General features: G+C 46.2%; 23 protein-coding genes. 3 read left to right on the forward strand and 20 right to left on the reverse strand.

All coding sequences use genetic code 11. From position 1 onward, the window contains the following. Positions 1-146: 146 nt before the first annotated feature. The 15 genes from SK066_RS13320 to SK066_RS13390 form a co-directional block, all read right to left on the reverse strand. Positions 147-1,652 (reverse strand): MDR family MFS transporter, encoded by a 1,506-nt coding sequence (locus SK066_RS13320; protein ID WP_320541864.1) that lies wholly within the window; start codon positions 1,650-1,652, stop codon positions 147-149. Then, positions 1,645-2,562 carry a TetR/AcrR family transcriptional regulator gene (locus tag SK066_RS13325; RefSeq protein WP_250343256.1) on the reverse strand — a complete coding sequence of 306 codons (918 nt, stop codon included), beginning with the start codon at positions 2,560-2,562 and terminating at the stop codon, positions 1,645-1,647. Before SK066_RS13325 ends, SK066_RS13320 begins: the two co-directional genes overlap by 8 nt. Positions 2,563-3,610: 1,048 nt before the next feature. Continuing rightward, positions 3,611-4,648 carry a metal ABC transporter substrate-binding protein gene (locus SK066_RS13330; RefSeq protein WP_320541865.1) on the reverse strand — a complete coding sequence of 346 codons (1,038 nt, stop codon included), beginning with the start codon at positions 4,646-4,648 and terminating at the stop codon, positions 3,611-3,613. Between the two features lie 69 nt (positions 4,649-4,717). Further along, positions 4,718-5,638: a metal ABC transporter permease gene (locus SK066_RS13335; protein ID WP_188774946.1), complete on the reverse strand. Its 921-nt coding sequence runs from the start codon at positions 5,636-5,638 to the stop codon at positions 4,718-4,720. Continuing rightward, the gene (locus SK066_RS13340; RefSeq protein WP_188774947.1) at positions 5,584-6,288 is read right to left on the reverse strand and encodes a metal ABC transporter ATP-binding protein; all 705 of its coding nucleotides are present in this window, start codon (positions 6,286-6,288) and stop codon (positions 5,584-5,586) included. Before SK066_RS13340 ends, SK066_RS13335 begins: the two co-directional genes overlap by 55 nt. A gap of 651 nt (positions 6,289-6,939) precedes the next feature. Next, positions 6,940-7,944, reverse strand: coding sequence for an aldose 1-epimerase (locus tag SK066_RS13345; protein WP_320541866.1), 1,005 nt, complete (start codon positions 7,942-7,944; stop codon positions 6,940-6,942). Between the two features lie 46 nt (positions 7,945-7,990). Then, entirely contained in the window at positions 7,991-8,998 is a 1,008-nt protein-coding gene (locus tag SK066_RS13350) for a Gfo/Idh/MocA family protein (protein WP_320541867.1), read from the reverse strand. A 194-nt stretch (positions 8,999-9,192) separates the two neighbouring features. Continuing rightward, complete coding sequence (locus SK066_RS13355; RefSeq protein WP_188774950.1) at positions 9,193-9,555, reverse strand: replication termination protein; 363 nt, start codon at positions 9,553-9,555, stop codon at positions 9,193-9,195. Positions 9,556-9,639: 84 nt separating this feature from the next. Continuing rightward, complete coding sequence (locus tag SK066_RS13360; protein ID WP_320541868.1) at positions 9,640-10,791, reverse strand: acyltransferase; 1,152 nt, start codon at positions 10,789-10,791, stop codon at positions 9,640-9,642. A 51-nt stretch (positions 10,792-10,842) separates the two neighbouring features. Further along, on the reverse strand, positions 10,843-11,082 hold the full coding sequence (locus SK066_RS13365; protein WP_188774952.1) for a hypothetical protein: 240 nt from the start codon (positions 11,080-11,082) through the stop codon (positions 10,843-10,845). Positions 11,083-11,394: 312 nt separating this feature from the next. After that, positions 11,395-11,574, reverse strand: coding sequence for a hypothetical protein (locus SK066_RS13370; RefSeq protein ID WP_188774953.1), 180 nt, complete (start codon positions 11,572-11,574; stop codon positions 11,395-11,397). A gap of 218 nt (positions 11,575-11,792) precedes the next feature. Then, positions 11,793-14,399 carry an ATP-dependent helicase HrpB gene (gene hrpB / locus SK066_RS13375; RefSeq protein ID WP_320541869.1) on the reverse strand — a complete coding sequence of 869 codons (2,607 nt, stop codon included), beginning with the start codon at positions 14,397-14,399 and terminating at the stop codon, positions 11,793-11,795. Between the two features lie 116 nt (positions 14,400-14,515). After that, positions 14,516-14,887, reverse strand: coding sequence for a DnaJ family domain-containing protein (locus SK066_RS13380; protein WP_320541870.1), 372 nt, complete (start codon positions 14,885-14,887; stop codon positions 14,516-14,518). A 334-nt stretch (positions 14,888-15,221) separates the two neighbouring features. Then, positions 15,222-16,028 carry an SDR family oxidoreductase gene (locus SK066_RS13385; RefSeq protein WP_320541871.1) on the reverse strand — a complete coding sequence of 269 codons (807 nt, stop codon included), beginning with the start codon at positions 16,026-16,028 and terminating at the stop codon, positions 15,222-15,224. A 214-nt stretch (positions 16,029-16,242) separates the two neighbouring features. After that, the gene (locus tag SK066_RS13390) at positions 16,243-17,079 is read right to left on the reverse strand and encodes a hypothetical protein (RefSeq protein WP_320541872.1); all 837 of its coding nucleotides are present in this window, start codon (positions 17,077-17,079) and stop codon (positions 16,243-16,245) included. Between the two features lie 439 nt (positions 17,080-17,518). On the opposite strand from SK066_RS13390, the gene SK066_RS13395 reads away from it, so the two are divergent. Next, complete coding sequence (locus SK066_RS13395; RefSeq protein ID WP_188774958.1) at positions 17,519-17,758, forward strand: hypothetical protein; 240 nt, start codon at positions 17,519-17,521, stop codon at positions 17,756-17,758. 406 nt (positions 17,759-18,164) lie between these two features. Beyond that, positions 18,165-18,518 carry a winged helix-turn-helix transcriptional regulator gene (locus SK066_RS13400; RefSeq protein WP_188774959.1) on the forward strand — a complete coding sequence of 118 codons (354 nt, stop codon included), beginning with the start codon at positions 18,165-18,167 and terminating at the stop codon, positions 18,516-18,518. A 201-nt stretch (positions 18,519-18,719) separates the two neighbouring features. On the opposite strand, the gene SK066_RS13405 is transcribed toward SK066_RS13400, so the two are convergent. The 5 genes from SK066_RS13405 to SK066_RS13425 all read right to left on the reverse strand — a co-directional run bounded on the left by SK066_RS13405 (position 18,720) and on the right by SK066_RS13425 (position 23,583). Further along, entirely contained in the window at positions 18,720-18,863 is a 144-nt protein-coding gene (locus tag SK066_RS13405; protein ID WP_320541873.1) for a hypothetical protein, read from the reverse strand. Positions 18,864-19,088: 225 nt separating this feature from the next. Beyond that, positions 19,089-20,555 (reverse strand): aldehyde dehydrogenase family protein, encoded by a 1,467-nt coding sequence (locus tag SK066_RS13410; protein WP_320541874.1) that lies wholly within the window; start codon positions 20,553-20,555, stop codon positions 19,089-19,091. A gap of 677 nt (positions 20,556-21,232) precedes the next feature. Further along, on the reverse strand, positions 21,233-21,622 hold the full coding sequence (locus SK066_RS13415; protein WP_320541875.1) for a hypothetical protein: 390 nt from the start codon (positions 21,620-21,622) through the stop codon (positions 21,233-21,235). A gap of 203 nt (positions 21,623-21,825) precedes the next feature. Next, a complete protein-coding gene (locus SK066_RS13420) occupies positions 21,826-22,719 on the reverse strand; it encodes an NAD-dependent epimerase/dehydratase family protein (RefSeq protein WP_320541876.1) in 894 nt (297 codons plus the stop codon). Between the two features lie 261 nt (positions 22,720-22,980). Beyond that, the gene (locus tag SK066_RS13425) at positions 22,981-23,583 is read right to left on the reverse strand and encodes a hypothetical protein (protein WP_320541877.1); all 603 of its coding nucleotides are present in this window, start codon (positions 23,581-23,583) and stop codon (positions 22,981-22,983) included. Positions 23,584-24,046: 463 nt separating this feature from the next. Between SK066_RS13425 and metE the strand changes: the two genes are divergently transcribed. Beyond that, positions 24,047-26,335 (forward strand): 5-methyltetrahydropteroyltriglutamate--homocysteine S-methyltransferase, encoded by a 2,289-nt coding sequence (metE, locus tag SK066_RS13430; protein WP_320541878.1) that lies wholly within the window; start codon positions 24,047-24,049, stop codon positions 26,333-26,335. Positions 26,336-26,364: the final 29 nt, after the last annotated feature.

A 26,364-nucleotide genomic window follows, 5' to 3' on the forward strand; every position in this document is an offset into this window, starting at 1 on the left:
TATAGTGAGGTTAATGTACGATCTGATCATTTGCCAGATTATTATTATAAGTAACAGAGTATAGTATAGTAAACAATTTAGTATTGTGCAAGTTTTTCTTGTATCCAATTTTACTTACAATCTTAATTTCAAAAATAAAACCGGTATCAGGATTGCGATACCGGTTTTGCTTGTTGTGAAGACGAATTACGTTTACCCTCATTCTTCGTAGCTTCAGCGGTGCCCGATTGACGATCTCGACGTGGTGGTTCTTTTAAGAAGAAGATCATGACGAGCGCAGCTGCTGACAGAATCGATGCAACCATAAATGCCATATTGGTACCATGAATCATCGACAGATCAGCTGGCTTACCTGACATTGCGGCAGAAGCCGATGCATTGGTAAATACCGTAATCAGTACAGCTGTACCGATCGAGCCCCCTACCTGACGAAGCGTATTGTTCATCGCCGTTGCGTGGGATAGCAGATGGGTTGGCAGCTGATTCAGACCAGCTGTCGTTACGGGCATCATGACCATCGACAAGCCCAGCATACGCATTGCAAACATGACCATAATCAGCCATACAGGTGTCTGATCACTCAGCATCGTAAAGGGCACGGTACCGATCAGCAGTAAGGCTAGACCGGTAACACCTAGCGTTTTTGCACCGATTTTATCAAAAATACGACCGGTGATCGGCGACATAATCCCCATCAGAATCGCCCCCGGCAATACGATCAGACCGGATTGTACAGCAGACAGATGACGTGCATTTTGAATATACAGCGGTAGCAATGTCGATGCACCGATCATCGCAGTAAATACGATCACGGTAATAATCATCGAAATCGTAAACAGTCGATCTTTAAAGACACGGAACTCCAGCAGCGGTTGCTCCAGCTTGAACTGTCTGCGTACAAATAGAATCAAGCTAACCGCACCAATCGCGATTGTAATCAGCACAGTTGGATCATTCCAGCCTTTAGAGGCGGTACTGAATCCGTACAACAATCCACCAAAACCGATTGTCGATAAGACGACAGAGATCATATCCAGCTTCGGATCACGTAGCTTGCCAACATTTTTCAAGGCAAAAATCGCAATGACAAGGTCAATGATCGCAATTGGCAGGATGATGTAAAACAGGTCACGCCATGAAAATGTATCTACAACCCAGCCTGATAATGTTGGACCAATCGCTGGTGCAAATGAAATGACCAGACCGATCATCCCCATCGCTGCACCGCGACTTTCTTTGGGGAAAATGACCAGGAATACCGTCTGCATCAGCGGCATAACGATACCAGCACCTGCTGCCTGGATCACGCGACCTACAAGTAGTACGCCAAAGGTTGGCGAGATCGCTGCAATCAGCGTACCGAGTGCAAACAGTCCAATCGATGTAATAAATAATGCTCTTGTATTAAATTTATCAATTAAGTAAGCCGTGATCGGAATCATAATCCCGTTCACCAGCATAAAAATCGTCGTCAGCCACTGCGCCGCAGTTGCGTCGATCTTCAAATCTCTCATAATATGGGGCAGGGCGGTAACGAGTAGCGTCTGATTGAGAATCGCTACAAATGCACCTGCCAGCATAATTCCGACAATGACCTTAATATTCACTTTAGGCCTTGGCTCTTCTACTGGATTAGCCGTTGTATTAGCCATGTTTCTCGTCCTCCCAATTTGCAAAATAAACATGTTGTAAGTAGGCAACCTCGGCCTGAAGTTCTTCACGTTGCTTCAGATAGGAGATTAATGCATCCATCATGAACGTTTGCGGAACCTTTTTTCTACGTTCGGCGTCCAGCCGTTCCACAGCTGCGACCAGATCCGATTGAACGGCTTCTGGACTGTGCTTGCGAATCGCCTGTAGCAGCTCGCGCACACTTTTACGCCATTCACTCTCTCCAAAGTACCGCCGACTGGAATCAGGCTCGTACAGCTTCATACGCTCTGCTGCTTCCTCATTAATGACCGGCGTGCGTCCAAGACGCTTTTCGATCATTCCTTCAATTGCATCAACAATTAATTCGGCGACACGATCAATATGCTTCTCTGTAATAGGAAGCTTACGATCCAGACGAGTAAGTACAATCATCTCTCTAGATATCGCCTGCATGCATATCGATAGATCCCATACAATCGGTTCAATCCGAGTGCCATATGCAAGCAGCAGCTCTTCCTTTTGCCAGTTCAGCATCATCCGCTTAAAATCGAGCATGACCTGACGAATCTGCGAGCCAAGCTCCATCGGCATATTTTGATTCAAATTTACAAAGAAATCATGCTTCACGACAAAGGATTGCAGCTGTACGGATATTTTATGCATCAGCTGATCGCGCAGAGACACATCATCATCAAAATGAAGTGAGCTGGTAGAGCCTACAATTTCCTCATGCAATGTACGAATGATTTGCAGCAGAATGTCCTCTTTGGACTCGAACATTTTATAAATGGATGCCTTGGACATATTACATTGCTCCGCAATATCCTGCACGGTGGTCGCAAAGTAGCCTTTCTCTGCAAATAGTTGTCCACCAGCTTTTAACACTGCTTTCTTACGATCGTCTCCCATACAGATGCATCTCCTACAAGGTTGTTTTTATGTGTTTGTGTATACCCCTTCAAAATAAAACCTGACGGTACTGTGAGAACCCGTCAGTTCTTACTTACTATTTTATACCTCGTTATTTGGAAAGTCAAACGGGGTTTATGTAAATTTTTCAGTATTTTTTGATTTTAGAGCTTTCACGGAGCTTTGGGCGATGCTTAATTGGTGGGATTGAGTTTAGTGGATTTTGAATATGCTGGGTTTGTGTTGCTGAGCTGTTGTAGGTTGATTTTTGCTATTTGGGGAGTGTTCTAAGTGTTTGATGGAGTGATTGTGGAGGGGATTGGCTTGGGAGTTGGAGCGGTTAAGCCAGGTGTGTGCTTGGGCGTACACCACTTGCGGCAAGGAATAAGGGAACGGACTCCCGTCTCGCACAGGAATCTACGAAATGGGAGGTAATGTAGATTCCCGTGCTCAAAAGTCGTCCTTTCCCCTTATTTCCTTCCCTCCGTTCTATGCTGCTTGCAGCATACGTGGAGGAACTTGAAAGTATGCAACATGATTGCTGTTTTCATTATATGCATTAATTAAGCTTTGTTCTTTGTTAATATAGAGTTCTTTTATAACATATAGCGTTTAAGGAAGTAGAACTTAGCACTTTAAACTTACAGCTTAAAGTCAGAACTTGAAACTTGGAAATGGCACTCATTATCTCTGCCCCATACTGGAATGAGCATGTGTAAGCCGAAATCAAAAGATAGTGTGGGCGGGATGAGCCTTTGAATAGCATTTTTGTCTGGCTTTGTGGTTAGTTTATGAAATTGGTTCTAGTGTGTCTTGGTAGGTGGAAGTAGGATTGAATGTAATTTTGTTTGGCGTGTTGGTGATTGATAGGGATTTAGTGATGGCTTGCTGTATGTATGTGTAGATGATTGGGAATAGCAAAAAACCGGCAAGTTCTCTGGTGAGAGCTTGCCGGTTTTTTGTTGGATATTTATTTGCTGAATAGTGAAGTAGATGTGGATTGTATCATGTATGGATTTAAAGGTTACATGATACAAGCAGTCGTATATTATTCGTTCAGGGCTTGCTCCAGACCCTTCAGGTTTTCGCGCATCACCGTAATGTAGTTTTCGCCTGCTTTGACCTGGTCGTCGGTTAAGCCTTCGAGTGGGTTGAGGACGGCTGTTTTGGCGCCGACTTCATTGGCGATCGTTTCAGCGATTTTAGGTGATACCAAGGTTTCAAAGAAGATCGTTTTAACATTGTGCTGTTTAGCAAAATCAACTACTTTAGCCATTTGTGCAGCAGTTGGCTCTTGTTCTGGTGATAGTCCGCTGATCGGCACCTGTGTTAAGCCATAGTCGCGTGCCATGTAGGCGAACGCAGCGTGTTGAGTAATAAAGTCTTTGCGTTTGGCACTGGATAGACCGGTTTTATAATCGTTGTCCAATTGCGCCAGTTCCTTGATATATGCATCTGCATTTTGTTTATATTGATCAGCATGGGTTGGATCGAGCTGTACCAATGCGGCTTCAATGTTTTTCACTTCGGTTTGGGCTTGCTTCGGTGACAGCCATACGTGTGGATCAAATCCACCATGATCATGACCTTCCTCGCTATGATCTGCGGCTTCTTCACTGTGATCTCCAGCTTCACCTTCATGCTCATGATCCTCTTCCTCGGTACCTTCGAGAATCTGTACACCTTTACTTGCTTCGACGAGTACCGGGCCGTTGCTACCAAGTGAATCCTTCACCTGATCGATCCAGCCTTCCATGCCTGCACCATTATAGACGATCATATTAGCTTCGGTCATTTTGGCAATATCCTGCGGAGTAGGCTCCCAATCATGTGGCTCTGTGCCTGGTGGGATCAGAACCTCAACATCAGCGAGATCACCCGCAACCTTTGATGTGAATTCCTCCATCGGGTAAAAGCTCGTAATAATATGAAGCTTGGATGTACCGGATGTTTCCGAACCTGCTGTACTGTTACTTGCTGCCCCATTGCTACCGCTATTCCCACAGCCAGCAAGCATGACACCCAGACTTAGCAAAGCTGCCGCAGGCATCATCAACCAATTGCGTTTGTTCCCATTGTTTTTCATGAATATGTGTTCTCCTTCCCACTCCATAGAATAGTGAAGGCAAGCCGTGCGAACGACCTGCCTTTATATTTAGTTTTTATGAAGAACCTCAGTTTGCACTTTGCTCTTCTGTGCATTACCGCTCTGGCGCTGCCAGAAACGACGACTGTCCAGATCAGGGCCTTCCAGCATATCATTGCCCCGGCGCATACGGTTCAGGATACGCTGAATGCCTAATCCGATCAGCAGAAATGCAAGCAACAGTAGAGCGACAGTAGCACCCGGAGGTGTGTTCACATAATAGGAAGTGGTCAGACCGCCGAACATGCCAGTCAAACCGATCAATACCGCCATAATCAGTGCGGAAGCAAAGCCCCTTGCAAAACGAAGCGATAGTGCTGCTGGCAATGCCATCAGCGCCGATACGAGCAATACACCGACGATCGGCATCGCTGCTGCAACCGTCATGCCCGTTAATACGGAAAATGTCTGCGACAGCCAGCGTACATGCGTACCACCAATCTGTGCGGTTTCTTCATCAAAGGTAATATTGTAAAGTGGACGACGCATCGTCACCCAGAATGCGAGTACGATCACGAATACCGCGCCAATAATCCATAGCTGCTCTGTACTCACGGCTACAATCGAGCCAAATAGATACGAGCTGAAGCTACGATTCAGTCCAGAATCCATACTCATCAGTACCAGTGCAAGCGCAAGACCGCCTGTCATAATAACCGCAATCGATACTTCACCGTATCCACGGAAATTTTGCCGTAATCGTTCTATAACGAGTGCGCCCAGCACAGCAACTAGAAATCCACCAACAGACGGATTAATGCCAGCAATCGCACCAATCGCTACCCCTGCCAGCGATACGTGTGACAGCGTATCTGCCATCAATACCTGTCTACGCAGGACGAGATATACTCCAAGCAAAGGAGCAATAATCGCGATCATGCCTCCGGCCCAAAATGCACGCTGCATGAACTCGTAGTCAAACATGCCCATCCTCCGCCCTCCTCTCGTTCCAGACGAATCGTGCGATCCAGATACGGCTCTGCTTCTTCCAGACCGTGGGTTACCATCACGACAGTTCGTCCGTGCGCCTTCACATGGTGACGCATCAGTTCATAAAATCCTTTACGACTTTCCAGATCCATTCCGGTTGTCGGTTCATCCAAAATTAATACATCCGGTTCCTGTGCCAGTGCGCGTGCGATACACACACGTTGCTTCTGTCCACCGGACAGCTCGCCAATTTTACGATCACGAAGCTCCCACATGCCGACTGCTTCCAGCGAGCTTTGCACCAGTGCTGCTTGCTTATTTCCAAAGCGCTTGAATAAGCCCAGTCGCATCGAGCAGCCGGAACGAACCAGCTCGTATACCGTGCTAGGAAAGCCACTATTAAACGAGGCAACCTGCTGAGGCACATAGCCGATGATCGGCTTGCCTCCTTTTTCATTACGATTAATCTGTACGCGCCCACTCCACGGCTTCAAAATACCGAGCAATAGCTTGAGTGAGGTTGTCTTAGCGGCACCATTCGGCCCGCTTAATGCCATAAATTCATTACTGTATATGTCCATCGATAACCGATTCACCACCGGCTCACGATCATAGCCAAATACTACATCCTGCATAGAAGCCAGTAACACGTAAAGCACTCCTTTCACCTTGTTTTGCGTTTAAAACCCATTATTTATTATAATATCGATTCGATTGATATGGATGATATCGGGAGTTTCTGCTTCGTTTTGTCTTGAAGAACCACTGAGATAGCAAGTAGCTACAGTGATAATTTCCATCGATATTCCGGTCGTTTTTCTTTTCTTCGTAAATATTACGAATATCACCTGATTTACTTTACTCCTGCCATGTTAGCATTGTCAAGGGTTTAAACAAAATAATTACGATTTAGCCATTATACCGATGATGTGATCAGATCGTGACTAGAATTACGCTTGGATGAGCTAGTGTATGACTATTTCTACATTCAGAGGAACGACAATACATATGTTTCTTCTATATAAAGTACATAACCATCTATTCTGTCTTCATCTAACTTGCTTTTACGTGATCATGTAGCAGTATGAAAATTAAATCCCCTTATATTCTCTTTGTGCACACGATTTGTGTATATAAAGCCCCTACATTCACGACTTATAGAATTGCTATATGTATAACTAGAACCAAATAACCTTGAAACGCAAACTAACCTTACTCTCGAAACTCAGAAACCAGGCCTAACTCAAGGAACATCATAAAAAGAGGAACCTCGCAGGGAGATTCCTCTTTTATCATATATATTACAGATGATTCACCAGATACAGACGGGAAGTCTCCTCCCAGATCTCGCCCTGCTGTAGACTAATAAAGCCCTTCTCCTCATCCGGCAAATCGACATTTGGCGCATTCACCAGATTCGTTTGCGGCTCAGGGCAGAGGAATGTACCGGATGCTTCACAATTCCAGATCATCCAGTGCTTATAACCAGTACCGGCATCATAGACGAGCTTCACACCAAGACGCTGGTCCGCCAGCTCCGCGATATTACGACCATTTTGTGGCTCTGCGGTATAGTGATTATCCATCGCTTCGGTATAGGGATTCGCACCTGTTGTTTTTAACTGCTCTTCCCAGTCCGACAGTGGCTGGAATTGTCCAGTTGGCAGCATACGCTCACTCATCGCACGACGCCCACCAAAGGTCGCCTTGAAGCTCATATCGTCCGCTGAACTGTCTGGAGCAAATGGCGCATTCAGCGCCGTATGGAATGCTAGCATCATCGGCATCGGATCATTCCCCAGATTTTGCACGCTCACCTGCTGCTGCAAGCCACGCTCCGATAATGTGTACACAAGGCGCGCTGTGAACGAATGCGGCCAGTAGCTATATACCGGATGCGATTCATCGATCGTTACGCTCAGCGCAACACGACTTTCTTTTTCATTAGCCTCATAGTAATCCACATCCCACACAATCGTATGCAGGAAACCATGCAGATGATTGTGTGTAGCCGGCTCATTGATTGGAAAATTATATGTGCGTCCATTCCATGTGAATGTACCGTCCTCATAACGGTTTGGCGGGAATAGTACCGGAATACCATGTGTTCCTGGACTTGCACGGAACTCATCCATCTCGCTCTCCTGCGGCTCACGCAGGAAATGATAGCCGTTCCCATGATCACGATAAGCGATCAGATTGGCACCTACACCTGGCAGTACAACAGCTTCAAGCTGCTGATAGCGAAGCCATACTGCTGGCTCGCCCTGATACGATTGTTCAAAAGCACTGGCATGATTGGACATTATAATTCTCCTTTTCCCTATCCTAATGTAGTGTTAGCTAACAAAATCATACAATGCGAATCTTCTCGCCCTTACGCGCAGATTCCAGACAGGCAGCAATCACGCGAGTATTGCGGATCGCATCCTCGGGACTGTAAGGCAATGGTGTTCCGTCCAGCACCGCTGCTGCAAAGGCATCCACCTGCAGGGCAAAATGATTGGCAAGCTCGATATGTTCTTCACGCTTGCCCTCATCGGTATAAATCGTAATTTGTGGCTCATCCTCGCTATCATCACGTCGAAACGCATAAGGGAGCTTAATCCGTCCCTTTGTCCCGATAATTTCTAATGCACAGCTGGGATAGGCCCACATACCACACTCAAATGTAGCCGAGCGGCTATTTGGAAATTCCAGCAGACCAGAAGCCATCATATCGACATGATCATGCTTGGCGGAAAACATCGCATGCACCGTAACCGCTGTCGGCTCTGCACCAAAATACATCCGTGCAGCCGACACCGGATACACACCAAGATCATACAGTGAGCCACCGCCCATCTCGCGGCGATAGCGCACATTTTCTAGATCATCTGCATTGTTGGAGGTGAAGCGGCCATGCATACTGCGCAGCATACCAATCTCACCGGAATGAATAATTTCGCGGACACGAGCATGCTTAGGATGATATCGATACATGAAGCCCTCAGCAAATACCACACCCTGCTTGCGACACATATCTACCATCTCAGCAGCATCGACAGCATCAAGAGCAGCGGGTTTTTCACATAATACATGCTTGCCTGCCTGGGCTGACTTGATCGTCCATTCCTTGTGCAAATGATTGGGCAATGGAATGTAGACTGCATCAATATCGGGATCATCCAGCATTTCCTCATAGCTACCATAGAAACGAGGAATATGACAGCGCTCTGCAACCTCTTCAGCCTGCTCGATATGACGACTGGAGATCGCCAGCACCTCATTGCGTGATGATTCCCGAATCGATGGGATGATGACGCTTACAGCAATCTCCGCAGTGCTAATAATTCCCCAACGTAATTTACGCTCTGTCATGATTGCACTCTCCCTTCACTTTATCGTTGAGAGGATGTCAGATCGTGTTCCTTCACGCAATATGGTGGTGCTCTACCTATCGTATTCCTATCATACCGTCGCCACATCGTCAGGGCGAGGATGGTCAGCTATTTGCGTTTCCATTCCTGCTGCCCTAACAATGAAGATACTCATCCGGCTCGTATCCGAACCTTTTACCTGTAATTATCAGCTTCTGCCCGTGTGAGCATGCCGATGCAACGATCCAGATCGGTCTTCACCTGCTTTTTATACAGCTTCGCCTTTTCAGGCCCATCATCTGTAAAATGATAAATAACAATTTCTTGAAAATCAACCTTCGGATCATTACCCTTGAGCTGCTTTGTCCGATAAAAAATACCATCATGCACCAGCTCATGCAGGGCACGATAAATCTCACTCTGTGGTGGCGAATATCCAAAATCCTTAAATCGTTCCTTCATGCTCTCCAGCATCTCGTAGCCGTAACCACGATGCTCCTCGACCATTGTAATCAAATACAGCTTAATAAATGCTCGCTGTGCGATCATAAATGCCATCCTGCTCACTCCTTTCGCATTAAGGCAAATGAAATCCTTCTCTATTATATGAAATTTTCACCGTTTTGAACAACAAAAAAAGCCCTAACGGGCTTTTCGATATGGAATGCCAGTCACCCAGACGCCAAAGCGAAGACGCGACAGCAGATAAGTCAATAGAATCGACATCACGAGTGCTACCAGCCAGACGATAGTCATTCGTATCGTCACATTCCAGCCACTAAACAGCCAGTCGTCCATCATATAGGCAAGACGCAGCATATAGGCATGTGCCAAATATCCGCCATACGAATACCGACTCAACGTTATCCATAGCTGCTTCGTCCGTTCACTAGCCGTACGATCGATGCGAAGTGCCACCTGATACACAAGTAGAACGAGTGCCACAAGAAACAGTGCCATCCACGGTTGCAGCAGCACAAGCGACATGAAGCGACGGCCAAAGCCTGCGTCCATCGGGAAATCTCCCAGCACTACACCCGTATAATACACGGCAAAAATCCCGCACACGAGCAGCACGATCCATTTGATCCGCTGCAAAACATCCAGGAAAACCTTAATATGTAGACCAGCAAGTGCACCAAGCACAAAATAATACAAATAATAAATAATATTCCGATCTGCATACGTTGTAAAATAAGGAGTGAGCACCGGAATATGCCATGCTTGAAAGGCTCGCATTAGCCACGGAAGTAGCATCAGTAATATCTCATAAGCAACAGTCAATCCAATGATAATAACTACCGCGCGTCGTCCATTTCCTTTGAACGCTCCAGATATCCTTCGCACAAGCTTACGCAACCACGGAAAGAGCAAATACATCGGAATAATCATTACGATATACCATAGATGATAGCTCGACTTGCCTGTAAATATATATCGTAGCGTAGTCAGAATCGATTCCGGTATCGGCTTCATTGCAAACGTGCCTGCCAGGATCGTATAGAATAATGTCCATACGAGATAAGGCACAACGATATCTTTGAAGCGCTTGCGAATAAACGAGCCATACGCTAGCTCGCCATCGTAGTTATAAAAAAGCACCAGCCCCGTAATGAAAATAAAGGCCGGTACTGCAAATTTGGCCGCTATTAGCAAAAGTGTGAGCCTCGCGCCATCTGCCATTGCTATTTCTGGAGCAACGGAATAATGAGCGATCGAATGCTGTAGCACAACGGCGGCAAAGGCCATGCCACGCAAAATCTCGATTTCGCCAAGTCTTTGTTTTGAACTCATTCTTCTTTTCTGTCATCCTTCCGATTCCAATCGTACTGCTGTGCTCCGGCATTATTTACAAATGAGAGCGCCCTGCGTGCTCCAATCTGGCTCAGAAGCCGATTGCGGAACAGGCATTTTGGGAGCAGGAATTGGACTTGGTGATTGTGGTGCTGCACCTGGCATACGAAGTTCATTGCGAAGCTTTTTCATCCATTGACGGCGCGATTTCTTTTTCTCTTTCATCGAGCCTGACGTCTGACCTGGTTTCTGATAATTGTCCGTCATGCCAGTTGACATCATTGCTTGCATCAGAATTACCTCCCCATTTTAGTTTGAAAGGCACTCAGCCTTTCACTGTCAGTATAACGTCAATTCCATGAAACGGATAGGGCATTTATAACCGAATCCATAATTATTCACTAGAATCGAGGTCGAACCTTGCCAGATAATGACGAAAGACCCATCCTCGGAAACAACACGCCCGAGAATGGGTCTGCAAAAGCTATACAGTGGAAAAGTCATCCTTTTCCTTCGTATAGCGGGATGTCATGCGCCTTAATCTCACCAATGGAGTGCGCTCATCCATATCTACTTGTATATTATCGTGGCTGGTGATGCGGCTTATACGCCGTATCCACCATTCGAATAGGAAGTGATTTTGTTGTCTGAGCCCTGGCTGTCCTCATTGGTGTCCTTTGGCTTGACATCCTTGCGTGTTTCCGAATGTTTCGGATCATCCTCGGTACGATGATTATGCGGCTGATTATCCTTATTTACATGTTGTTCGTCTTTATTCGTCATGTTGATAGCCTCCTGTCGCAAATTCACTCATCTACATGCCGTGATTATCCGGCTTCTTCTTTATTACCCGTATAGGCATCCCGTTAAACGAAAAGCGACAGTCGAACTTATCCATGACATATTCTACCTATTTAATAATATATTTAATATCAATCAAAAATAGATCAACAATATTAGAATAAACCTCATCTCAATGCACATCTATCCTATTCCATCCTCTATCCATTTTGCCTTGGCTTCACTCGATTCGTTGCCTGCGCCTGTAATGGATCATCCGGCCAGTAATGCTTTGGATATCTGCCTTTTAGATCCTTTTTCACTTCGAAATAAGTATTCGCCCAGAAGCTTGCCAGATCGCGAGTTACCTGCACCGGGCGACTGGCAGGAGAAAGCAATTGAATCGTTAGCGGAATGCGTCCACCAAGCAGAGGGGTAGACATACAGCCGAACATTTCCTGTAATCGAACCGCGATAAATGGCTGCGCTGGATCGCTATAATCAATCGGAATCCGCGAGCCGCTCGGTACGGTAATATGCGTAGGTACTACCTGCTCCATCTCCTGCCGCTGCTGCCAATCCAGCATACCGAGTAGCAGCTCGGTCATAGATAAACGGCGCAGATCAGATAATCGCCGGATGTCGCCCATATAAGGCAGCAGCCAATCCTCCGCATGGGACAGGAGGGCTGCATCATTCATCGCGGGATAATGCTCTGGCTGTAACCTATGCATTACCCCCATACGCTCACGTAGCTGGGTAGCTGGCTTCGTCCAATTGAACCAATCCAGGCCGCGTGCATGACCTTGCAGGGCTACAATCAATGCACTTCGAATCGATTCAGTGGACGGTGCAGTATCATTTACTGCTCGCAGTACAATCGCACCCAGTCGTTGTACCCTTTGAGCACGAATCGCTTCTTTATCTTCATCATAAGTAACCTCGGTGCGATCCGAGATATGATTGGCATGAAGCTGCTTTAACATATCTTCCTCTAGCGCAGCCGCTAGCAGAATACGGCTATCGGTGCCCACATCCTCCAGCTCAGCCGCCACAATATAGGGTGTGCCTGCAAGTAGATGAGTTCCACCATATCCATTCGGCAAAAGCGCACCTCGCCCCATCCGCAGCAAAAATCGCCCATCTCGGCGATTTTGCCCGATACGGTCGGGATAAGCGAGTGATAACAGAGCACCAATCCAGCCGTCGGATGCAGATAACGAAGCTGACTTTTTAACTGAAACCGATGACTGCTGATCTATAGCCTCTTCCATACGCTCTAGCTCACGCCATTGACGTACAAATCGCTGGCTCCATTCCTTAATCCGCTCTACTGCGCTCGTCTCTACACGATGTTTACTTCTTCCATATAATGCGCGCACACGCTCCGCTAGCTCGATACCAGCAGCAGGCGGTAAAATATCTCGTTCCTGCAACAAGGCTGCCAGATCACATGCCTCTGGAATAAGCTCTAGCTCGCCCGCCTTGATCATCATGTGGGAAAGTCTTGGATGCGCACCGATAACTGTCATATTTCGTCCATGTGTCGTGATACGAAGCTGTTCATCGATCGCGTCCAGCTGCTGAAGCAATAGCTGCCCTTCTCGATAAGCCGCTTCAGGCGGAGGTGTAAGCCACGCCATCTCCCCTACATCACTTCCCCAGGCAGCAACCTCCAGAGCCAGCGGCGATAGATCGCTTTGTAGCATTTCGGGTCGGCGCTCGGCAGGTAATATACGATGCTCTTCAGCGCTCCACAGGCGATAGCATACACCCGGCTGTTGTCTGCCTGCACGTCCACGACGCTGATCGGCTGCATCAACCGATATCTGCCGCGTTTCCATCCGCTCCATTCCTGTGGTCGGCGAAAATACACGTGTGCGCATCAATCCGCTATCGATAACGATCGATACCCCTTGTATCGTTACACTGGATTCTGCCAGTGAAGTCGATAAAATAATCCGGCGTGTGCCATCACCACGCGGTCGTACCGCTTCATCCTGCTGCTCTGCCTTCAAGCCGCCATGCAAAATAACGACTTCCACTCCTACTGGCAACTGTTGTCCACTATGGAGTAATTCGTTTTGCACAGACCGAATTTCACGCATTCCTGGCAAAAAGACAAGTAATTCTCCTTCCTGCTCCTGGAGTGCCCTGTGAATTACATGGACAATCTTAGGTTCCATACGCGCTCCCGGCTTGCGATACAGCGTATAAGCAGACTCACCTGCTTCATAATACGTTTCCACTGGATAGCTGCGTCCCCCACTGCGGAGCACAGGCGCATCACCTAACAACTGCGCTACAGGCCGAGGCTCCATCGTAGCCGACATGACCAGCACGCGTAGATCCTCACGCAAAAGAGACCTGCTTTCCAGCGTGAAAGCAAGCCCCAGATCGGCATTCAGATTACGCTCGTGGAACTCATCAAATATGACTAATCCAACCTGCTCCAGCGATGGGTCATGCTGTAGCATTCGAGTCAGCACGCCTTCTGTGACCACCTCAATTCGTGTCGCAGCACTAACCCGTGTATCCAGCGCTACCCGATAGCCTACTGTCTGCCCTACCTTTTCGCCAAGTGTTGCCGCCATATAGCGCGCTGCCGAGATCGCTGCCAGTCTGCGCGGCTCTAGCATCACAATACGGCGACCAGCTAGCCACGCCTCCTCCATTAATGCCAGTGGAATACGCGTCGTCTTGCCTGCTCCCGGCTCAGCAATCAGAACTGCCGCACCTGTCTCCTGTAAATGCTGCTTCAATGAAGGAATCAATTCATCTACAGGTAATGCTGAAGCTACAGAGCTTGAATGTAATTCGTCCTTCACACGATATTGCTCCCGCTCTTTATCATCTTGATGTTGATCTATATACTTCTTGTTTTGATCCGTCAAAAAACATGTCCCTTCCCGTGTAAATTTGATAAATGCCGCTAACCCCTCAATTACCAGCCTGTCAGTCGTTGCCGAATTTTACTTTCGTATCTATTGTAGGCGGAGTTGCTACTCCAATCCTTCTGCGCAGTCAGCATATTCAGCCGCAATGTTTTTTCATCCAGCTTTTTGCGCAGGCGCAGCCGTTCTTCATCCTGCTGACAGGCTGCAATCAGATCACTTAATGTGAGCATTTCCTGTCTGAGTGTTAGCTCCTCCGGCATAATATTCGCATTTTTCATAAGCTTATAGGCAGAGCGCAGCTCCTCGGGCACATGAGAAAGGTCTTCCAGCTCCAGCGGTTTGCCCTTCCCCGGCAAATCATCAAATTCACCACGCTTCATTGCCTCTTCAATCATCTGATCAGCCAGCCATGATAGCATTCCGATTCACCTCTTTATGAGCTAGTTTGCTAGTATCGATTCCGTTAGTGTACATGTTGGATTATTGAACCATGTACATATTTGGTTGAGGATACGCATTCTTCTCGTGCTAATTCCTCTTGTTCATTCACTTCTTATTCGTTAACTTTAGTATACCAGTAAAATAGCTGCTCACCCAGTCTTCCAATGCGTAACATGGATGACGGGATAAGCAGCTATCCTATTTCTAACATTAATTGTAAGCGTATTCAGTCATTAAGTATACAGCATACTCAGCATATGTATGGTATAGCCGAAGCTACATCATTCATAGCCGCTGGATTGCATACAGCGATTAACACAATAGCGACTCTGCACCATCAATCGTAATTTGTGCACCTGTAATATGAGAGGCTTCGGACGAAGATAGGAAGGTGACTAGATCAGCTACATTTTCTACGCTACCGGATTGACCTGCCAGCGGCTGTCTTCCCTGTGGAAATTCCATTGGAATCGCGATTTTCTCCACGGATTCGTTGCGCTCTGTGCTTTGATCGATATTAGTAGAGATAGCGCCCGGGCAGATGACATTCACGCGAATTTTCGAGCGAGCTAGCTCTAGCGCTGCCATTTTTGCAAAGGCAACCTGACCTGCCTTGGATGCACTATAAGCCGACATACCAAAGCTTGCAAAGGTCGTATTCCCGTTAATCGAGCTGGTGATCACAATGCTTCCACTACCCTGTTCTCTTAGATAAGGTAAGGCATACTTGATCGTTAAAAATGTACCGCCCAGATTCGTATTGATCGTACGTTGCCAGTCCTCATAGCTAATCTCATCGATGGGCGCTACCGCTCCATTAATACCTGCATTCGCAAATACAACATGCAAGCCACCAAAATGAGCCGCTCCCTCTTGAACCGCCTGCTTGACCTGCTCCTCATCCGTAATGTTCGTCACAAATGCTTTTGCAGCATCGGGATACTTCTCGTTAATCTCCGCTTCCGTCTCGTGAATGCGTTCAGGAGACAGATCACAAATGATAACACGCGCCCCCTGCTCGGCAAACTTGAGCGCAGTTGCGCGTCCAATTCCCGAACCTGCTCCCGTGACCAGAGCAACTTGACCTGTAAAACGCTGTGGCTGTGTGGTCGATTCCATATTCATTCACTCCCTCAGAATAATTAGTGTAGACAAAATGCCAGGTATCTTGCTACAGGAATTACCCAAAAGATCCTGTTATGAAATCATATTAATGTATATTTATCATTCTTGAAACGCTTGATCGCCTAGCAAAAAAACCGGACTGCTCATGGCAATCCGGTTCTATGGCTGGCTTTCTCACCTCGAAGCCCCGTTAGCTGAAATAATCAGCTCATCTAACAGCATCCGATTGATCAATCCAATCCAGCAAAATATTATGAAAATGTTCTTTGTCGAGCGGTACAGCGATGACCCAATCCTCTTCCTGACGGCTCATCTGGCGTACAATCCAATTGGTAGTACGATCAGCCAGCAGTACAGCACCCTGCCTTTGCCAGCCAGAAGACTCCAGATGGGAAAATTGTAGCTCGGCATACAGACGATTGTCCGCAATCACACCGGCAAACAGATTCGCTCCCTCTTCGTCGCCTGTCATTGCGAATAGTTCATTCGTCAGCTCTGGCAAATAAAACAAATCCCGTAAATGCACATGCTCATCAAACCATTGCCGCGGAAACGTTAACGCTGGCATATCAGCTGCTGAATAACTATTCAATTCAAGCTGATCAAGCACCTGATCGCACGATTGCCGAAGTGCACCAAGTCGTGTTAATTCATATTGCCCTGACATTCCTTCCGCCAGGGAAATTTCAAAAATTCCATCATCATTCAAATAATAATGTACATTGACAGCAAGCTGGCTCGATTCAAGAACATGACTGTAACGCAGGCAGCAACCGCGCTTATATACTACATTTCGATCCGAGCTTGCCTGACCATACGGCGGATGAGCAAGAAGCTGCTCCAGTGCTTCTCCGCTAATATAGCCTTTTTGCAGCAATGACACTCCGACCTGCTTCCATCCATTAATCCATTCCTCCATCCGATCATTAGGAAAAGGATTACGAATTCCTGCTACCCGGTTAAAGCCCATCATACCAGCCAGAAAAAAAAGCTCTTTTTCGTTTAAGGTCAGCTTCCTACTGTTAAAAGAGTCAAGAGCAAACATATGGCGGGTCTTCTCCCTTCAATATTGACATGTGAGCTTTTATATCTATATAAAAGGGTATTCATGTTCATTTTCTTTATTTATATGGTTCTTATTTCCCATTTAAATGTAGCACTATAGACTTAAATTTGTCAATTATTTTCAAATATTTGTACAGTAAAATGTTAACACAGCAATGTGATAAATATTTTATACCCGTTAGATGCAGAGTTGAAGTTATAAAGGCTGCCGTGGTTTTGAATATTTTGTGTCCCAGGCTTACGAATCGCGCGAGGTTTTAGGTGAATATCAGGTTCTTTTAAGTTTTCTTTAAGGAAAGGTGATTACAATAAACTCAAGTTAGCGGATATGAACAACTACCCCGAACGCAACACAAACAAGTTTCAACCGCTTAACTTCTAACTTTGAATTTATCTATCATACAATGAGGTGATTAATAGTGAAGACGACAATTCTGTTAGAGGACAAAATCGTTCCTGTTTACTTTAACGCCGATAATACACAGCCAGTATCCAAGCTTTTAAGACTACTGCGCAGAACCCTTGAGAATAAAATTACAAACGGCAAAAAAATGATCAAAAACTGCCTGGATACGGTCATCAGTATTGAGGTTATCGGCTCGGAAGCAATTTTGCATACTTATCGTGAGAGTGACACATTAGCACTTTCGCTCTATTGAGCGGTACAGAGAGATATAACATAGCAAAATATTTGGTTGCATAGACGGGCCTGGAACACGGAATTATATTCCGCACACGGCCCTTTCTGTTTTTGGAGACCCCAATATGCTATAAAGCTTTAATCGCTCCATCTGTAGCAGCACCTATTACATAACGAGCATTCAACCGAATTTCTGCAATTTTTTAACGATTGCAGGAGTTCGGTATTTTTATGTCAAATTATTAAAGTGTAAGTAAACGTGGTGTTAACTATTTTGAATAAAAATGAATTGAACACAAATTGACTTTAAGTAATTGGATAGCTTTTTAAAAGAGATATATAAAAAGTTATCTCGTATCAAAAAGGTTAGTCTGTATCAAATGTATATTGTGTGTTATAATAGACCTACAAAAGAGGTGATATAGATGGATACTTCAATGCTTTGTCCCCGATTTGAAAAAGGGATGCAAATTTTAAGTAAACGCTGGAACGGTCTGATTATTTATCAACTGCTCAATGGTCCACAGCGCTTTTGTTCGATTCAGTCGTCATTGCCTGTAAGCGGTCGCCTGTTGTCGGAGCGCCTCAAAGATCTTGAACATGAAGGTATGGTCGTTCGTCATGTTTATCCAGAAACTCCCGTACGTATTGAATATGAATTGACTCCGAAGGGTCTTGCGCTTGAAAGTGTCATCCGTGGCATTCAGGATTGGTCCCAGGATTGGGTAGAGCCTGCTTCTGCTTGCAAAGAAGAGGCATATAGCGAGCTTGCCAAGTGATGAACTATTATATGTCGATGTACAACAAATAACCGGTTTCCGTGAGGAAACCGGTTATTTGCTATGGCTAGGTTGATGGTAGCCATTCTATTGATCTGCTATTGCTATAGGACTTATCGTAGACCTATACGACAATATGGCAGGATTCCGATATTCGTTCGATGAAGGCATGATCTAGTTGTAAGGTCATAGAGAGTGCGATTAGTGGCTCACGGGTTGTCGGGATCTGCCGGCTTCTACCTTTTCCGCTCGACGAATACGAATGATGAACAATCGCAGTAAATTCGTACGAGTGTGCTGGTCAGCATTACTTAATTTTTCTAAAATAAAACGATCGATTGACATGCCCGTTCACTCCTTTATTCTGTCGCCAAACTCTTGATTCCGGCAGTGTGAACAAACGCGATGTCGTTCATTTTCCGGTATTCTTTAATAACCTTTTTCGCGCAGGCTCAAACCCTTTTTCAGGTGTTTTATGCGTCGATAAGAGTCCTGATTTTAAAACGTTCTCTACTGACTCTAGTCCCATTGGAAATGCGGATTAGACTGTGCATTTACGCAAATATCGATTTAGAAAAATTCACGATATGGCTTCTGAATGCTGATCCAGCGAGTACGTGTGAACTTGTCGATTGCCCATTCTCCGCCAAATCGACCTACACCCGAAGCCTTTTCGCCACCAAACATGACATGTGCCTCGTCATTAACCGATTGATCATTAACGTGGATCATTCCTGTCTCCATCTGCTGTGCGACATCGTAGCCGCGCTCCAGGTTCGTGGTAAAGACAGAACCACTCAGACCATAGTCGCTATTATTCATAATACGGATTGCATCCTGCTCATCCTTCGCACGGATAAGCAACGCGACCGGGCCGAACAGCTCATTTTGCGCAGCATCGCTGTCTGGCTTTACTTCGCTTAGTACAGTAGGCTGTAGCACATTGCCCTCTGCTTTACCGCCATATTGTAGCTTCGCTCCTGACTGCTGTGCTTTTTCTATAACTTCCAGCAAACGCTCTACTTCCTTCTCATGAATGAGCGGGCCAACGAAGGTTTCTTTTAGCGATGGATCGCCATAAGGTAGCTTTTTCACCGTAGCGACGAACTTCTCTGTGAAAGCATCATAGATCGATTCATCAATAATGATCCGATTGAGTGCCATACAAATCTGACCCTGGTGGAAAAACTTGCCGAATACGGCTGCTTCAACGGCACGATCCAGATCCGCATCGTCGAGCACGATCATCGCATTGTTACCGCCCAGCTCCAGCGCTACATCCTTCAGGTGCTCACCAGCCAGCTTACCGATACCACGACCTACCTCTGTCGAACCTGTAAAGGATACAAGCTTCGGTGTCGGATGCTTCACAAAAGCATCGCCGATCTCGCTACCACTGCCACTTACGACACTGAGTACACCTTTTGGCAGACCTGCCTTTTCAAAAATATCTGCGATCAGTAGCCCTGCTGTAATCGGTGTATCCGATGCTGGCTTGATCACCACACCATTCCCCAGTGCCAGTGCTGGTGCTACAGAACGAAGACACAGATGCAACGGGAAGTTCCACGGGCCGATCATACCGATAACACCCTTCGGCTCGCGTACGACACGATTTTCTTTGCCGGGAATATCGGAGCCGATAATCTCGCCCTTCATGCGATACGGGAAGGATGCGGATTCCTCCACTACGCGTCGTGCAGCCGCCCATTCGCGCTCCGCCTTAATGCGTGTGCTGCCTGACTCAGCGATCAGCAGCTCAATCACTTCATCTTTTCGCTCATCCAGCTGCGCAACTGCCTTATACATTACCTGTGCACGAGTAGCAAGTGGCGTTTTCGCCCATTCTTTGCCTGCTTTTTCCGCAGTTCGATAAGCGCGATCCAGATCGTCTTCGCTGGACGCTTTCATTTCGACAAGTAATTCACCGCTATATGGATTCACATTTTTTACTGTTTTATCTGAGGTACCTTCAACCCATTCACCTGCAATATATTGCTTACTCCATTTTGCAAATTTCGATTGTACGAGTGTCATGTTGTTTTCCTCCTCTAAGTTGAGCTCTTTGCACCTAACAAGGCGTCTGGGTATCCTTTAACCGGATCATAGCAAAAACAAACATTCTATTTTTTAGTAGATGACTAATTTTTAGTAGCTAAGTAGGTAGATTGAGGGGGAGGTGGAATTGTGATTTTTACGGCTATATCAAGCTTGTAGAGAGGTGGTTTGTAAGCTTGTGATGAGGCTTAGAGCTAGTAGTCATAAATTATTTTAATGCGCATATTATGCATATTACTCATATTGCTTCTATTGCTTCTATTGCTTATAGTTTATAACTCGTAGCGCATAATCCGTAACTTGTAGATTATAGTTCATAACCTATGGCCCATAACTCATCACTCATCACTCATCACTCATCACTCGATGATATGAGTGTGTGAAAAGAAGTAAATAAATTGTTTGATCAAGAAAGAAATAAAACATGATGTATTATCAATTTGGACTATAGAGCACTTGAGAGCACTTGCTCATTTAAAAGAGGACTTGTTCATGTAAAAACTTGTTCCTTATAGCAAAATAAAAAAAGCAGACTTTACAATAAACAGCACCCTGCAAGAAGAACTTTTTTCAAAGTATCTATCTCATAAGGTACTGTTCAATAAAGAGCCTGCTTTTTTGTATGATTTGGCTATATGGTTATAGCTTCAATCAATTTATACACCGCCGCGCTGAACTAGCATCTCGGTAGCGGCAATCTCCAGAATCGGCATTTCACTCCAGCTATTGGTGAATGAATATACAGATATATGATCCAGCGTCTGTTGATCCAGCTCGCCAAATTCTACATCATTATGCAGTAATTCACGGATATATAGATTAGCCAGCGCTACGGGGAGCGTAGACAATCCTCCGATCTCCTGCCCCACTGCCCGACGATCCCACACGCCTACCGTCTGCTCAAATGTAAATGTAGCTTGCTCGCCCTGCTCTGTGCGAAAGTGCACCTTGGCCTGATCAGGCAGCAAAACGATATGCTCAATGATACCATCCACCAGGGGGACATCTGCCGCGAACAGATCATTGTGAATTTTCGGCTTATTCATGCTCTTGCCTTCTTTCTCTTTGCATACTTAATTGCATACTTATTCGTTTAGACTTATTGAATTATTCGTGTTGATTGGTAGCATATAGCCATAGCACTTATTTATCGACTGTATTGATTATTCGCTGTATTCCTGTATATTTGCAGAAACTATGAAGGCATTTGTAGAATCTATCAAAGCCTTTACAGAAGCTAGAAAGTCGATTACTGCTCGCCCTTTTCTTCTGCGGCGACGTAGCTGATCAGCTCAGGTAGCCACTCGGACAAGCGATAAAAGCGGAACCCCTCACGAAAAGCCAGCGAAGTGTCCATAATCCACGAATCCGGTACACCGAATGGCGATTGATCGCTTTCCTCGCCTTTACTTTTCACCACTGCGCGGCAGCCTGTTTGACGCTCAATCTCATTCATCAGTGCCACCAGCGTAATTTCTTCTTCTGAACGCGCATTTACCGGGCCTGTTAGCTCGCTATCCACACCCAGCCAGTACAGAAAACGCGCGGCTTCTTCTTCGTGGATAAAGTTCATTTTAGCATCAGGATTCGGAATTACAATCGTCTGACCGCGCAATACACGTCCTACATGAAAATGCAGTCTTTTTGTATAATCATTCGGGCCCAGCACAATTGGAAAACGAACCGCTGCCGCCGAAAAATCGTTTTGCTGTAAAAATACCGCCTCCACCTGACGCTTACCTTCTGCATAATCAAACTCTGCATCGGCATCATGATTGATCGCCATATGAGCGGTATCTACATCCGACTCACGTAGTGGCTCACTGCCAAAAGAATAGACAGAGAGCGATGAAGTCACGATATAGCGCTCGGTTTTCCCGCTGAAAATGCGACAGGCAGCGAGCGCTTCCTGCGGTGTGTAGCAGATATTATCATATACGATATCATATCGCTGATCGCCGATTGCCTGCTGTAAGGCCGACTCATCCGTGCGATCGGCGACGAGTCGCTGAATATGATCGCCAAAAGGATCATTCGTCTGACCGCGTGTGAGTAGGGTTACGTCATTACCGCGATGGAGCAACAGTTCAACCAAATTTTTCCCAAAAAAGCGTGTGCCACCGATTACGAGTACTTTTGCCATAACATTTCAACCTCCCAGTTGGATGACGCTTGGATGAAGTTTTTATTTACTTTGACGAAACTACAGATGGAGATATTTCGCTGCGACTACGATATTTTCATACGTATACTTATTTCGTACATACACTTATACAGATGAGCCGTAAGGCTGGAGCTCTGTTCAATGGATTGTCTACACTACCTACTATTCCATATTTCAGCTCTACTCGCTCTTATCTTAGCCTACGTGATTCGCATCCGATGTTTCTAGTTGCTCTTCCACTCATGAGGAATAGAGTGACAATTCTTTATGCGCTCGCCAGGTTAAGGTCAGCAACAATATATAGACGATCAGATTCAGCACGATATACACAATACTGAATACACCCGCAACCACTGCCCAGGCATTAGGCTCATTTGGATTCGCAAGGATACTTGTGAGCAATGCAAGCGCAATCGTGACCTGACAATAAATGAATAACCGCCAGCGACGTGTTGCAATCTCTTTTAACTTTGGAAGCTGCTGAGCTGCCGCCAGCTCGCCAATCCCTTTACACAAATAATAGATCATGAACATTTCCGCCAAAATGACGATGACGGTGAGCACACTTCCCCACCACGGCTGACTGGTCAGCGCACTGTCAATAGGAATTAGCATTTGCGCAATCGTGAGCAAAACCATGACCAGCGCACTGATGCTTCCTTTACGAAATACAGCATGGACAGGCTTAAGCTTCGTAAAACCGATAAAGTGCAATATGTAGCCGATCAATGATGGAATCTGATCCACCCACGGCTCGGCAAGACCCGAAGTGGTAAATGCTGACGTCACCAAGCCAAGCACCCACTGGCTTAAAAAGCCTAGGAAAAAATACATAAAACTCATAAGGTTCCTCCTTTACATCTCTGCCCTCTACGATAAATGCCCTGCTATTGCTGTCTTTTCTATGTAAATGCTGCTCAATCTGGATACAGCAGCAGCCGCAATCATCAGGTATCCGTATCGTTTGATCCGACCTCTGCTATATCCTATCGCTATAGCATGCGATCTACGAAAAGCTATCGCAGGGGCATGAACCCTATTATCTTACCATTCCCCATCCATTTTCCCAAATGAAGCTATATCACACCAACAATAGCAATCGATCACATCGGAATAGTAGATTAGCTATGGTCTATACCTGATAAAGCGCGTAGCTACAGCATTTTCGCAAAATATTTCGCTTGTTATAGCTCAATACCATTAAATGGTATAGCCAAAACGTATAACCACATTTCCGATAGATCATGTAATATGATAAACAACTCAAGCGATTGCATCGCAGTCCAAAACTTAGGAGGAAATGAATATGCCAAGAGTTCTCAGCAGTAACCTCGGATATCCTCGCCTCGGCGAACAGCGTGAATGGAAGAAGACACTGGAAAGCTACTGGAGCGGTAAAACAGATAAAGAAACATTTCTGGCAACAATGAAGGAGCTACGTCTTGATCATCTGCGTAAGCAGCAGCAAGCAGGCATCGACCTGATTCCAGTCGGAGACTTCTCCTATTATGATCATGTGCTGGATACTGCGGTAACGTTCGGTCTTGTCCCTGCTCGCTTTGGTTATACGGGCGGAGAGGTTACACTGGAGCAATATTTTGGCATCGCTCGCGGAACGAAGAATGCAGCAGCAGGTGCGATGGTCAAATGGTTCAACACGAACTATCATTATATCGTGCCTGAGCTGAACGGTCTGACTCCACAATTGACTGAAAACCGTGTGCTCAAATTATATCTGGAAGCGAAAAAGGAACTCGGTATCGAAGGTAAACCGGTACTTGTAGGCCCTTATACATTCCTCAAGCTGTCCAGAGGCTATGAAAGCAACGAGCTGGCAGCATGGCTTGATAAGCTCGTTCCATTATATGCACAGGTGATCAAAGAGTTGAACGAAGCCGGTGCGAGCTGGATTCAAATTGATGAGCCTTCGCTCGCTCTGGATGTATCCGCAGAAGAGTGGGAGCTTGTACATCAGGCGTATACGAAGCTGAATGAAGCTTCCGGTACAAGCAATCTGATCGTTCAAACTTATTTTGAAGGTGTTGACGGCTTCGGTAAGCTGATCGATCTGCCTGTACAGGGTATCGGTCTCGATTTCGTATACGGTCTGGAGCAAAACCTGAATTCACTGGATGACTGGGGCTTCCCAGAAGATAAAGTGATCGGTGTCGGTCTGATCGATGGACGTAACATCTGGCGTTCCAATCTGGAGGAAAAGCTCGGTCTGATTAATGTGATTGCTCAAACGGTATCCCGTGATCGCATTCTGCTTCAACCGTCATGCAGTCTACAGCTTGTTCCGGTAACAACGAAGCACGAAACATCGCTGGAGCCTGTTCTGCGTGATGCACTTGCTTTTGCAGACGAGAAGCTGGGCGAGCTGGCACTGCTGACACGTGCTGCCAATGCAGGTGGCGCAGCGGTACAGGAAGAGCTGGAGCAAAGCCGTAAAGCCGTATCCAGTCTGGCTTCCTCCGCATGGCGTACAGCACAGGAGCCGCATACAGATCATTCGGCTACACGTAATGTTCCATTCGAGGAGCGTCGCAGCATCCATGAGCAGAAATGGCAGCTGCCTGTATTGCCAACGACAACGATCGGTAGCTTCCCACAAACGGTTGAAGTTCGTCGTGCTCGTCGCCTGTGGCGTACAGGTGAATGGACACAGCAGCAATATGAGCAATTTATCGAAAATGAAATCCGTGAATGGATCGATATCCAGGAAGAGCTTGGGATTGACGTGCTCGTGCATGGCGAATTCGAGCGTACCGATATGGTTGAATTTTTTGGTGAGCAGCTGGATGGATTTGCCTTTACGAAAAACGGCTGGGTACAATCGTACGGCTCCCGTTGCGTAAAACCTCCGGTTATTTACGGTAACGTAAGCTTTGTTCAGCCAATGACGGTCAAAGAAACGAAGTTTGCGCAATCCCTGACCTCCAAGCCAGTCAAAGGTATGCTGACAGGCCCGGTTACGATCCTCAACTGGTCGTTTGTACGTGACGATATCGCTCGCAGTCAGGTATCGTACCAGATCGCACGCGCAATTTCCGACGAAATTCTAGCGCTTGAAGCGGCTGGCATTGAAATGATTCAGGTAGACGAGCCCGCACTGCGCGAGGGCTTGCCACTGAAGCGCTCCAAGTGGCAGGAATATCTGGAGTGGGCTGTAGGCTCGTTCCGTCTGTCCACAGCTGCGGTGAAAGAAACGACACAAATTCATACTCACATGTGCTATTCGGAATTCCATGACATTATCGATGCGATCAAAGCGATGGATGCTGATGTGATCTCAATCGAAACATCCCGTAGTCATGGCGAGCTGATCTCTTCATTTGAAGTACATGGCTATGACAAAGGGATCGGTCTTGGAGTGTACGATATCCATAGCCCACGTGTACCAGCCAAAGAAGAAATTGTACAGCTGATCGAGCGTGCTCTGCGTGTTCTTGATCCGAAGCTGTTCTGGATCAATCCAGACTGCGGTCTGAAGACACGTCAGCATCCAGAGACGGTTGCGGCGCTGAAGCTGATGGTTGAAGCCGCTCACGATATTCGTCGTCAGCTTGGTCAAGAGGTTGAGGTCAATGCGTAAGGCATAATATCGATATTATAAAAAGGGCA

Source organism: Paenibacillus hunanensis, assembly GCF_034055775.1.
In the GTDB taxonomy this organism is placed as follows: domain Bacteria; phylum Bacillota; class Bacilli; order Paenibacillales; family Paenibacillaceae; genus Saccharibacillus; species Saccharibacillus hunanensis.

Excerpts from the sequence above, each read along its gene's own strand:
- SK066_RS13350 (WP_320541867.1), bottom strand. The coding sequence starts at position 8,998 with ATGACAGAGCGTAAATTACGTTGGGGAATTATTAGCACTGCGGAGATT.
- SK066_RS13415 (WP_320541875.1), bottom strand. The coding sequence starts at position 21,622 with ATGAATAAGCCGAAAATTCACAATGATCTGTTCGCGGCAGATGTCCCC.
- SK066_RS13370 (WP_188774953.1), bottom strand. The coding sequence starts at position 11,574 with ATGACGAATAAAGACGAACAACATGTAAATAAGGATAATCAGCCGCAT.
- SK066_RS13330 (WP_320541865.1), bottom strand. The coding sequence starts at position 4,648 with ATGAAAAACAATGGGAACAAACGCAATTGGTTGATGATGCCTGCGGCA.
- SK066_RS13335 (WP_188774946.1), bottom strand. The coding sequence starts at position 5,638 with ATGGGCATGTTTGACTACGAGTTCATGCAGCGTGCATTTTGGGCCGGA.
- metE (WP_320541878.1), top strand. The coding sequence starts at position 24,047 with ATGCCAAGAGTTCTCAGCAGTAACCTCGGATATCCTCGCCTCGGCGAA.
- SK066_RS13405 (WP_320541873.1), bottom strand. The coding sequence starts at position 18,863 with ATGTCAATCGATCGTTTTATTTTAGAAAAATTAAGTAATGCTGACCAG.
- SK066_RS13320 (WP_320541864.1), bottom strand. The coding sequence starts at position 1,652 with ATGGCTAATACAACGGCTAATCCAGTAGAAGAGCCAAGGCCTAAAGTG.
- SK066_RS13390 (WP_320541872.1), bottom strand. The coding sequence starts at position 17,079 with ATGTTTGCTCTTGACTCTTTTAACAGTAGGAAGCTGACCTTAAACGAA.
- SK066_RS13380 (WP_320541870.1), bottom strand. The coding sequence starts at position 14,887 with ATGCTATCATGGCTGGCTGATCAGATGATTGAAGAGGCAATGAAGCGT.
- SK066_RS13420 (WP_320541876.1), bottom strand. The coding sequence starts at position 22,719 with ATGGCAAAAGTACTCGTAATCGGTGGCACACGCTTTTTTGGGAAAAAT.
- SK066_RS13400 (WP_188774959.1), top strand. The coding sequence starts at position 18,165 with ATGGATACTTCAATGCTTTGTCCCCGATTTGAAAAAGGGATGCAAATT.
- SK066_RS13345 (WP_320541866.1), bottom strand. The coding sequence starts at position 7,944 with ATGTCCAATCATGCCAGTGCTTTTGAACAATCGTATCAGGGCGAGCCA.
- SK066_RS13365 (WP_188774952.1), bottom strand. The coding sequence starts at position 11,082 with ATGCAAGCAATGATGTCAACTGGCATGACGGACAATTATCAGAAACCA.
- SK066_RS13360 (WP_320541868.1), bottom strand. The coding sequence starts at position 10,791 with ATGAGTTCAAAACAAAGACTTGGCGAAATCGAGATTTTGCGTGGCATG.
- SK066_RS13325 (WP_250343256.1), bottom strand. The coding sequence starts at position 2,562 with ATGGGAGACGATCGTAAGAAAGCAGTGTTAAAAGCTGGTGGACAACTA.
- SK066_RS13355 (WP_188774950.1), bottom strand. The coding sequence starts at position 9,555 with ATGGCATTTATGATCGCACAGCGAGCATTTATTAAGCTGTATTTGATT.
- SK066_RS13425 (WP_320541877.1), bottom strand. The coding sequence starts at position 23,583 with ATGAGTTTTATGTATTTTTTCCTAGGCTTTTTAAGCCAGTGGGTGCTT.
- SK066_RS13385 (WP_320541871.1), bottom strand. The coding sequence starts at position 16,028 with ATGGAATCGACCACACAGCCACAGCGTTTTACAGGTCAAGTTGCTCTG.
- SK066_RS13410 (WP_320541874.1), bottom strand. The coding sequence starts at position 20,555 with ATGACACTCGTACAATCGAAATTTGCAAAATGGAGTAAGCAATATATT.